This window comes from Lacrimispora amygdalina (assembly GCF_900205965.1).
Lineage (GTDB): Bacteria > Bacillota > Clostridia > Lachnospirales > Lachnospiraceae > Lacrimispora > Lacrimispora amygdalina_A.
Genome location: NZ_OAOF01000069.1, coordinates 1 through 1,810 on the forward strand (window position 1 = coordinate 1; position 1,810 = coordinate 1,810).

Consider the following 1,810-nt stretch of genomic DNA (forward strand, 5'->3'; position numbering starts at 1 on the left):
CCTAGTATAATAATGATGCAGTCAAGAATGACTACTCAGTTAACAAGTTTCTTATCAGATAACAGAAGAAGGGGTTCTTCCTTCATCAAATGTTATCCATTCATAATTATCATGTCTGACGGTTCCCTCATAGACACCAGACTTTTCATAAGGTATATTATTTCTTTGGATAGGATAAAGAATGTGTTCCTCCTTGGGAAGCCAGTTTCTACTGGCTCATACCTACGATTAAGTCAATTAGTCCATTCAACAGGGTTTTATGATTAAGCTGGTTGGGAGCCGCAGGCTATACCCGTATAACGCGCTAGGCTGTGTACCTGTTGCTTTGGAAATGGTCTCCTATCAGAAAGGAGCTTACGCTCATGACAAACAAAGTTTTTTTTAATTTTGATGAATTATTTATCTCTGTCGGTATGGATGTTGGTGCTGACTTTTCATGGATGTCTATTGCTCTTCCAAACCAGACATTTGTGGGCAAACCTTTTAAAATCCTACATGACAGTATCTCTTCCCTGGAACTTGCTGTTTCTAAAATAAAAGAAGCAGAAGAGTTGTATTCTTTGGAAAGTCGCATTTTCCTGGAATCCACGGGTATTTATCATTACCCACTCTTCTGCTATCTTCGCGATAAGGGTTTTAACTGCTCAGTTATCAATCCTATCATCACTAAGAGTAGCACAAATATCAATATAAGAAAAGTGCATAATGACCGTTTCGATTCAAAAAAGGCGGCTTTGATTGGCTTGAAACCCGATTTAAAGGTTTCTCTTATGCCATCTGAACTTGCTCTCGATTTAAGAAACCTTTCCAGAGTTTATTATGATCTGATGGATAATCGTTCGGCCTATATAAATAAGTTGCAGGGTGAACTTCGTATGGTTTTTCCTCAGTATTTAAAAATCTTTTCAAAAGTAACTACCAATACATCTCTTACTTTATTGGAAAACTACACGAGTCCAGATGCTTTTCTTTCAGCAGAAAAACGGGAAATCATTGATTCCATACGCTCTACTGCCAGATTTGGTGTTACATACGCTAATAACAAATATAATGCTATTATTCAGGCTGCAAAAGACTCTAAGACTTTTGGTCATTCTGTCAGCAGTAATTTCAAGCGTATCCAGATTTACATACGTTTTATTCGCCAATATGATGAAGAAATTACCTCTCTTCTGGAAAACATGCATGAACTGGTTGATTCCAACGAAGGGACTAAATTTATACAACAGATACACCTGATTGAATCTTACAAAGGAGCCGGATTTCTCTCCGCCGTATCACTTATGAGTGAGATTGGTGACTTCTCGGCATTCCATTCTCCAAAGCAGCTGTTTGCTTACTTTGGCCTGGATCCTGCGGTAAAGCAGTCCGGTAAGTTTGAAGGAACCAAGATTAACATGTCAAAACGCGGTTCCCGCATTGCAAGACGCGTACTTCACACAATGGCTTTAATCAGTATCAGTAAAAGCAGAAACGGGTCTGTTCAAAATCCTGTGCTCCGTGATTATTACCTAAAAAAATGTGAGTCAAAGCCTAAAATGGTATCACTGGGTGCTGTCATGCATAAGGTCTGTAACATTGTATTTGCCATTCTTCGTGATGAAAAAGAGTTTCAAGTCATCACACCAGAAGAACATCAAAAGAATTACTTAAAAGCGAGATGCGACATCGCTGCTTAATATAATGCATACCTCCTTTGAACCCGCTATTTGTCGGAATATCAAAAGGTGTATTAAAGTTGCCCTTTTTTACCTAAATAGAAAAATTAATTTTTTTTCCATTCACTATTGACATTTCTTAGCTGGACTTA

Annotated in this window: 1 protein-coding gene; it reads left to right on the forward strand. The window is 38.0% G+C overall.

Annotation, left to right across the window (positions count from 1 at the left end):
- Window positions 1–362: 362 nt before the first annotated feature.
- Entirely contained in the window at window positions 363–1,679 is a 1,317-nt protein-coding gene (locus CRO04_RS25690; RefSeq protein ID WP_097007062.1) for an IS110 family transposase, read from the forward strand.
- Window positions 1,680–1,810: the final 131 nt, after the last annotated feature.

Excerpts from the sequence above, each read along its gene's own strand:
- CRO04_RS25690 (WP_097007062.1), top strand. The coding sequence starts at position 363 with ATGACAAACAAAGTTTTTTTTAATTTTGATGAATTATTTATCTCTGTC.